Here is a 7,619-nt window from a genome sequence, read left to right as displayed (position 1 = left end):
CGATGGTACGAATCACCGCCAGCATCATATCCTTGGCGAACACCCCCGGCTGCAAATCGCCGTCAATGACGATGCGCATCGACTTCGTCTTCTTCTGCGGCAAACACTGCGTCGCCAGCACATGCTCGACCTCACTCGTGCCAATGCCAAAAGCGAGCGCGGCAAAGGCGCCATGCGTGGACGTATGCGAATCGCCGCAAACAATCGTCATCCCCGGCAGCGTCAAGCCCTGCTCCGGGCCGATAACATGCACAATCCCCTGGCGCGGGTCGCGTCGCCCAAACAGACGAATGCCAAACTCGGCGCAGTTGCGCTCCAGCGCCTCCACCTGCGCGCGCGAAACCGCGTCCTCAATCTCGCGCTCCGGGTGCAACGTCGGCACATTATGATCCGGCACCGCCTGAATCGCATCGACCCGCCACGGCTTGCGCCCGGCAAGACGCAGGCCGTCAAACGGCTGCGGCGAGGTCACCTCATGAATCAAATGGCGGTCAATATAAAGCAGTGCCTGGCCGTCCGCCTCGCGCACCACATGCGCCTGCCAGACCTTGTCATACAACGACTGCCCGCTCATAAAAGCTCCTGCGCCCACAAATCGGCAAACGTTTCCCGGCGGCGAATCAGCCGCGCCTGCCCGCCTTCAACCAACACCTCGGCGGGACGCGGGCGGGAGTTGTAATTACTCGCCATCGAAAACCCATACGCGCCGGTGCCGGGAATCGCGACCACATCGCCGCGCTCGCCACAAATGGGATAATCGCGCGCGAACGTATCGCCGCTCTCGCATACCGGGCCGACCACATCCATGCGCGACACCCCGTCATACGGACGCGACACATTCAGCAGCGACGGCCGCACCTGATACAGCGCCGGGCGCACATAATCATTCATCGCCGCGTCGAGCATCAAAAACTCGCGCCCCGACTGCGACTTGCGGAACACCACCCGCGAAAGCAGCAGCCCGGCATTGCCGACCAGTGACCGCCCCGGCTGCAAATGCAAACGCAGCGGGCGCTCGCCAACCTTCTCCAGCAGCGCGCGAGACAAATCAGCAGGCGATAGCGACATCTTTTCAGCTTCCGTCTCAATACCGAGACCGCCGCCCAAATCCACGTGCTGCAAGGCGATGCCCTCCGCCGCCAGCGCATCGGCGAGCGCCAGCACCGAATCCGCCGCCTGCAAAAACGGCTCCAGCAGACGAATCTGCGAACCAATATGACAGCCGATGCCGGCCACGCGCAGCGACGGCTGCGCCGCTGCCCAACGATACAACGCGGGCGCGTCTTCCAGCGCCACGCCAAACTTGTTCTCACGCATCCCGGTGGAAATATACGGATGCGTCTTCGCGTCCACATCCGGGTTCACCCGCAGCGCGACGGGCGCAACCTTGCCCATCGCTGTCGCCACCTCGGCAAGACACTGCAACTCCGCCGCCGACTCCACATTAAAACAGCCAATCCCGGCCGCGAGCGCCGCCTGCAACTCCGCATCCGTTTTCGCCACACCGGAAAACACCACCCGCGCCGCATCGCCGCCGGCCTGCAACACCCGCGCCAACTCGCCGCCAGAAACAATATCGAACCCCGCGCCCTCTGCCGCGAGCAGGCGCAAAATCGCCAAATTCGAGTTCGCCTTCAACGCATAATGCAGCGACAACCCGCGCGGCAACCCGTGCGCCAAATAACCACAAAACCGTGCGCGAATCGCATCACCGTCATACACATACAGCGGCGAACCAAACTCGGCAACGAGCTGCACCAGCGACACCCCGCCGACGCGCCCCTGCGCATCCAACCCGGACAAAAACTCACTCACCGGCCTGCTCCTGCGCCTTGGGCGCATCATCCGGCAAAAACAGCGGCCCCTTCTGCCCGCAACCCGCGCACAAAGCCGTTACAATAAAAAACACAAAAAACCTGAACATTGCGAAAAACCCGCTAAAAAAGGAGCGAAATTATGGCACAGCCCCTCGAACGAATCACCCACGACGCCGAAAAAAACGCCACCCACAGCATCATCTGGCTGCACGGCCTCGGCGCGGACGGACATGACTTCGCCCCCATCATCCCGCAACTGCACCTGCGTCCGACCACGCGCGTCATCCTGCCGCACGCGCCGGTGCGCCCCGTCACCCTCAACAACGGCCTGCCGATGCGCGCCTGGTACGACCTCAAAGACCTCAGCTTTGACCAGCGCGGCGAAGACCTCGCCGGGATTGAGGCGAGCGCCGCGCAAATACGCGCCATCGCCGCCGAAGAAGAAGCGCGCGGCATCCCGGTGGAAAACATCCTCTACGCCGGCTTCTCGCAAGGCGGCGTCCTCGCCCTCTACCTCGGCCTGCGCCACCCCTGCGCGGGCATACTGGCGCTATCCACCTACCTCGCCGACCGCGACCACACCCCGCCCGCCGACTGCGCCCACTGCCCGCCCATCCTGCAAATGCACGGCACCCACGACCCGGTCGTCCCCTACACCGCAGGCAAGGCGAGCTACAACATCCTGAAAAGCAAAGGCTACGCCCCCGCATGGAAAACCTACCCGATGCAGCATCAGGTCATCCCCGAACAAATCACCGACATCGCCGCCTGGCTCAACGAACAAGGATTCTGAACCATATACATACACCTTGAGCGCTCAAGTGTATGTAAATCCCATCTCCCCCTAACCGGAACCAATATGCAAAAAACCCTGACCTTTATCGCCGCCGCCCTGCTCGGCGGTTGTACCACCAGCGGCGGCCTCAACCAAAACGCCATTGCCCGCGAGCTGATCAGCTCGCAGATTGACCAGCAATGCCACAGCCAGCTCAACGCCCGCCAGGAATGGCAACTCGCCTCGGCGTTGATGGGCGCGGAAATCAAACAGCAATGGGAAAACAAAATCTGCGGCTGCGTCAGCGAAGAAGCCCCGAAGCAGATGAGCGGCGAAGAAATGCTGCAAGTCCTGAATCCCGCCACCCGCCAGCAAGTAGTCAGCAATGTCGCGGTGAAAACGGTCAAGGCGTGTTTCGCCCGCGTGATGCAGCAGCGTTAAGCATTCACCCGCAAAAAAACGGCGCTCATGGCGCCGTTTTTTTCGCAGGGATGGTTTTGCGCGAAGGCAAAAGGGCGGGCTTCCCCGCCCTTGCCGTTTTTCAGATTTTTAGACTTTTTTGATCCAGCCGTAGCGGTCGGGGGTTTCACCGTACTGGATGGCGGTGATGGCTTCGCGGATGGCCAGGCCGTGTTTTTGGCTGGCGACCGGGATTTCTTTGTCGTCAATGACGAAGCTGGTTACGGGCGAGATGACGGCAGCGGTGCCGGTGAGGATGGCTTCCGCGCCGTTTTCTACCGCCAGTTGCAGTTCGGCGACGGTCAGGTCGCGTTCGTCGATAGTGTAGCCCAGGTCTTTGGCGACTTTCAGTACGGAGTCGCGGGTGACGCCGTGCAGAAACTCGTCGGTCAGCGGTTTGGTGCGGATGGTATTGCCGTCGATGAGCATGAAGTTGCTCGCGCCGGTTTCCTGGACGTCGCCATTCGGGCAGAACAGAACCTGGTTCGCGCCGTATTTTTTGTGGGCGGCGGTCGTCCAGCCGAGGGCGGAGGCGTAGTTGCCGCCGCATTTGATGCGTCCCATGTGCGGTGCGCAGCGTTGGTGTTGGGTCTCAACCAGCAGTTTCATCGGACTGCCGACCTTGAAGTAGTCACCCACCGGCGAGGCGAGGATGTAGAGCACGGCGCTGTCGGTGCCGTGTGCGGCCTTGCCGATGACGGGGTCGGTGCCGATGAGGGTCGGGCGCAGGTACATCGCGTTCGGCGCGTCCGGCACGATGTCGGCGGCGCGGCGCACGAGTTCAAAGAGGGCGTCGCGGAAGGCGGCGGTTTCGGGGACGGGGATTTCGAGCAGGCGCGCGCTTTGTTGCATCCGCGCGATGTTGTCGTCCGGGCGGAAGAGGACGATGTCGCCGTTTTTTTGGCGGAAGGCTTTCAGGCCTTCAAAGCATTCGCTGCCGTAGTGCAGGCCGTGCGCGCCGGCGGGCAGGGTGATTTCGGCGCTGTTCTGCCAGCGCACGGGTTGCCAGGCGCCGTTTTCGTAGGCGATGACCGGCATTTCGGGGTAGAAAACGCTGCCGAAGACGGCGGGGACTTCTCGGCTCATGGGTGGCTCCTTTCGGGTTGGGATTGAGGGTCTGCACGATACTGCGCGCGGCGCGCAATGGCAAGGCGGGAAGGACAGGGCAGTGGCTCCCGCTGCGGCTTGCGCCGCAGGGGAGGGCGGTTTTCAGGCCGCCGCCAGCAGGCTTTGTCCGGCGATGTAGAGGCTCATGCCGCCGAGGACGCTGATGACGGGGTTGCGCCAGCGGTGTTCGAGGGCGATGACGGTGATGAGGGCGAGCGCGCTCACGGCAGCGGCGCTGGCGGGTTGCCATTTGAGGGTGCTGGCGGCGTAGAGGGCGAGGATGGTCATCACGCCCGGCGGCATGACGCGGCCGAGCCAGGCAAAGGTGGTGTCGTAGCGGCGGGCGATGCGCGCGAGGAGGAAGGGGAAGGCGCGCAGGGCGAAGGTGATGACGGCGCTGACGAGGACGGCGGCGGCGATGGCGGTGTGGTTCATGCGGCGGTTTTGCGGGGGCTGAGGCAGAGGAGGGCGAGGAGGATGGCGATGGCGGTCGCCAGGACGTTACGCTCGCTGACGGTGGCAAGCGCGATGAGGATGGCGATGAGGCCGTAGGCTTGCGCCGGGCGGCGTTCGCGGTAGTAGCTGTGGCTTTGTGCGAGGATGAGGAAGAGGGCGGTCAGGGCAAATTCAAACCCGGTGAGTGCGGGCGGGATGATTTGTCCGAGGAGGAGGCCGAGGGCGGTGCCGCTAATCCAGTAGAGTTGGCAGAGGGCTTCGATGCGGGTGATGAGGCGTGGGTCGGTGTCGCGTCCCATCGGCGCGATGAGGCTGTAGGCTTCGTCGGTCAGTGCGAAGATGCTGTAGGCGAGGAGCAGCGGGCGGCCGCGGTAGGCGGCGGTCGGGAAGGAGAAACCGTAGAAGATGAGGCGTAAATTGACGGCGAGGGTGGCAAGGGCGACCGCGCCGAGGCTGGTGCCGTTTACCAAGAGGCCGGCGAGGAGGAATTGCATTGCCCCGGCGTAGAGGAAGATGCTGGCGGCGAGCGCCCACAGCGCGGGTAGGCCGTTTTGCGTCCACATTACCGCGTAGGCGATGGCCAGCGGGATGTAGCCGAGGAGGATGGGGATGGTGAGGATGAAGGCGCGGCGCCAGGTGTAGTCTTGCATGGGTTCAGGCTTTGGGGTTGCGGGGCGGGTAGGGCAGGGGCGGGATGGCTGCGAGGCGGGCGCGGATTTCGTCCCACGACCACAGGCGGTATTCGGGATGGGCGTCGATGCCGACGTCCAGCGCCGCGCCGCGCAGGCGCACGGTGCCGTGGGTGTGGCCGTAGAGGTGCCAACTGCCGCGTTGCGCGCCGCGCCATTCGAGGATGGGGTAATGAAAGAGTACCAGCGGCTGGCCGTCCAGCGTTTCTTCGTGGTAGGGCCTGATCCAGCGGAAGCGTTCACGCAGGTAGGGGTCGGCACCGAGTTCGTCGTCGTGGTTGCCGCTGACCAGGCAGATTTCGCCATTGAGTTCGGCAAGCAGGCGGAAGGTTTCGGCAAGGCCGCCAAAGGAGACGTCGCCCAGGTGATAGACGCGGTCGCCTTTGCCCACTTGCGCGTTCCAGCGTGTAATCATCGCGGCGTTCATTTCGGCGACGTTGCGGAAGGGGCGGTTGCAGTATTTGATGATGTTGTGGTGAAAAAAGTGGGTATCTGCTGTGAAATAAACCGCCATGTCAGGCTTCCGGTTGGTTGAACGCGCGGCATGATACCACCGCGATGCGCAGTCGGGATAAAGCCCCGACGGGCGGGGCTTTGGAGCGGGAAGAGCGGCTGGAACCGCTTGGGTCATTTACATAATGGCTTCGCCATTTTTTTAGAAAGCCCGGTCAGGCGGCGAAATGCCGTACAGGGCTTCGTCTATATCAGCGCAGCGGCGGGGCAAACATGATGCCGCCCTGGTTCCAGAGGCGGTTCAGGCCGCGTTCGATGTTGAGCGGCGAGTCTTTGCCGACGTTGCGGTCGTAGGCTTCGCCATAGTTGCCGACGTGTTTGATGATTTTCGCGCAGAAATCCGCGCCTACGCCCAGTTTGTCCGCACCGTTGGCTTCAAGGCCGAGCAGGCGGCGGATGTTCGGATTGTCGCTCTTTTTCATTTCTTCAAGGTTCGCCTTGGTGACGCCGTATTCTTCGGCATTGACCATGCAGAAATGTGTCCACGCGGCGAGGTCTTTGAAAGCGGGGTCTTCCTGGCGTACCAGCGGGCCAAGCGGCTCTTTGGAGATGACTTCCGGCAGGATGACGTGCTCGTCCGGTTTGGCAAGCAGTTTGCGCTGGACATAGAGACCGGAAACGTCCGAGGAGTAGGCATCGCAGCGTCCCGCATCGTAGGCGGATTTCACTTCTTCGGATTTTTCAAAGATCACCGGCTTGTATTCCATGCCGTTGGATTTGAAATAGTCCGCCATGTTGGTTTCGGTGCTGGTACCGGTGTTGGTGCAGATAGACGCGCCGGAAAGGTCTTTGACGCTCTTGATGCCAAGGTCTTTGCGCACCATGAAGCCCTGGCCGTCGTAGTAATTGACGCCGATGAAATCAAACGGCATATCAACGTCGCGCGAGGTCGTCCAGGTGGTAACGCGCGCCAGTACGTCAATTTCGCCGGATTGCAGCACGGTGAAGCGCTCTTTTGACGAGGTCGGGCGGAAACTGACTTTTTCCGGGTCGTCAAAAATGGCGGATGCCAGCGCGCGGCAATAGTCCACGTCCAGCCCCGTCCAGCGGCCATTGTCGTCAGCGACGGAAAATCCGGCCAGTGCCTGGGTGACGCCGCAACGCAACTCGCCACGTTTTTTGATGTCATCCAGCGTGCCAGCCTGCGCAATCTGGGCGAGGGTGGCAAGGCCAAGAGCGGTACAAATCAGGGATTTTTTCATGAGATTCTCGTGGTTGGTGATGGGAAGGGGGATTGTGCCACGGCGGACGGGGCGACGGGATAGCCGTTGGTATAGCGCTATTCAGTCTTCGTCCGGCCACTCAATGTTCGCCAGCAATGGTGCCAGTTCGCCCGCCTGGTGCATTTCAGTAATGATGTCGCAGCCGCCAATCAGCTCGCCCTTGACCCATAACTGCGGGAACGTCGGCCAGTTGGCGTATTTCGGCAACTCGGCACGGATTTCTGGATCCTGCAAAATATTGACGTAAGCAAACGGCTCACCGACCTCTTTCAAACAGGCTACCGCCTTCGCCGAAAAACCGCACTGCGGGAAATCCGGCGTGCCTTTCATATAAAGGATGACCGGTGTGGATTCGAGCTGGTCTTTGATGCGTGCAATTACATCCATAAAAACTCCAAGGTTTCAGTTAAAAGGAAGGGGCAGCATCTTACCGAAGCACCTGGAAAAAGCCTAGCAGAAGGCGAATGGCTCGGAGTTGAGTGTAGAAGTTGAAAAAAACATTTCCTGCAAAAACAGTGGTTAATGAAGAAAGTTGGAAGATTTAAGAAAAAGTTGTTGCGTGGTGTGATTGTGAAGCTAT

11 protein-coding genes are annotated in these 7,619 nt (G+C 61.4%); 2 read left to right on the top strand and 9 right to left on the bottom strand.

The genetic code is table 11. The features are described from left to right. The 3 genes from Q0349_RS03745 to Q0349_RS03735 form a co-directional block, all read right to left on the bottom strand. The coding region (locus tag Q0349_RS03745) for an aconitase family protein (RefSeq protein WP_298079539.1) at window positions 1-574 on the bottom strand (574 nt) is incomplete at its 3' end. After that, window positions 571-1,815: a diaminopimelate decarboxylase gene (lysA, locus tag Q0349_RS03740; RefSeq protein WP_298079538.1), complete on the bottom strand. Its 1,245-nt coding sequence runs from the start codon at window positions 1,813-1,815 to the stop codon at window positions 571-573. The genes lysA and Q0349_RS03745, both read right to left, overlap by 4 nt. Next, window positions 1,808-1,924: a lipoprotein gene (locus Q0349_RS03735; protein WP_298079537.1), complete on the bottom strand. Its 117-nt coding sequence runs from the start codon at window positions 1,922-1,924 to the stop codon at window positions 1,808-1,810. The genes lysA and Q0349_RS03735 overlap by 8 nt, the downstream gene beginning before the upstream one ends. Before the next feature lie 32 nt (window positions 1,925-1,956). Here Q0349_RS03735 and Q0349_RS03730 point away from each other — a divergent pair, with 32 nt between their 5' ends. Together Q0349_RS03730 and Q0349_RS03725 are read left to right on the top strand one after the other, a co-directional pair. Then, on the top strand, window positions 1,957-2,610 hold the full coding sequence (locus Q0349_RS03730) for a carboxylesterase (protein ID WP_298079536.1): 654 nt from the start codon (window positions 1,957-1,959) through the stop codon (window positions 2,608-2,610). Window positions 2,611-2,676: 66 nt separating this feature from the next. Continuing rightward, on the top strand, window positions 2,677-3,033 hold the full coding sequence (locus tag Q0349_RS03725; protein ID WP_298079535.1) for a hypothetical protein: 357 nt from the start codon (window positions 2,677-2,679) through the stop codon (window positions 3,031-3,033). A gap of 108 nt (window positions 3,034-3,141) precedes the next feature. Here the strand turns inward: Q0349_RS03725 and ilvE are convergent, their stop codons facing one another. The 6 genes from ilvE to grxD all read right to left on the bottom strand — a co-directional run bounded on the left by ilvE (window position 3,142) and on the right by grxD (window position 7,426). After that, complete coding sequence (ilvE, locus tag Q0349_RS03720) at window positions 3,142-4,137, bottom strand: branched-chain-amino-acid transaminase (protein WP_298079534.1); 996 nt, start codon at window positions 4,135-4,137, stop codon at window positions 3,142-3,144. Window positions 4,138-4,260: 123 nt separating this feature from the next. Then, window positions 4,261-4,593 carry an AzlD domain-containing protein gene (locus tag Q0349_RS03715; protein WP_298079533.1) on the bottom strand — a complete coding sequence of 111 codons (333 nt, stop codon included), beginning with the start codon at window positions 4,591-4,593 and terminating at the stop codon, window positions 4,261-4,263. Further along, window positions 4,590-5,264 (bottom strand): AzlC family ABC transporter permease, encoded by a 675-nt coding sequence (locus tag Q0349_RS03710; protein ID WP_298079532.1) that lies wholly within the window; start codon window positions 5,262-5,264, stop codon window positions 4,590-4,592. The genes Q0349_RS03715 and Q0349_RS03710 overlap by 4 nt, the downstream gene beginning before the upstream one ends. 4 nt (window positions 5,265-5,268) lie before the next feature. Further along, window positions 5,269-5,817 carry a metallophosphoesterase family protein gene (locus Q0349_RS03705; protein WP_298079531.1) on the bottom strand — a complete coding sequence of 183 codons (549 nt, stop codon included), beginning with the start codon at window positions 5,815-5,817 and terminating at the stop codon, window positions 5,269-5,271. A gap of 190 nt (window positions 5,818-6,007) precedes the next feature. Beyond that, window positions 6,008-7,018: an amino acid ABC transporter substrate-binding protein gene (locus Q0349_RS03700; RefSeq protein WP_298079530.1), complete on the bottom strand. Its 1,011-nt coding sequence runs from the start codon at window positions 7,016-7,018 to the stop codon at window positions 6,008-6,010. A gap of 81 nt (window positions 7,019-7,099) precedes the next feature. Beyond that, the gene (grxD, locus tag Q0349_RS03695) at window positions 7,100-7,426 is read right to left on the bottom strand and encodes a Grx4 family monothiol glutaredoxin (RefSeq protein WP_298079529.1); all 327 of its coding nucleotides are present in this window, start codon (window positions 7,424-7,426) and stop codon (window positions 7,100-7,102) included. Window positions 7,427-7,619 lie beyond the last annotated feature (193 nt).

It is taken from the genome of uncultured Cardiobacterium sp., assembly GCF_938028185.1.
Taxonomy (GTDB): domain Bacteria; phylum Pseudomonadota; class Gammaproteobacteria; order Cardiobacteriales; family Cardiobacteriaceae; genus Cardiobacterium.
This window is presented reverse-complemented; position numbering and strand designations above follow the sequence as displayed.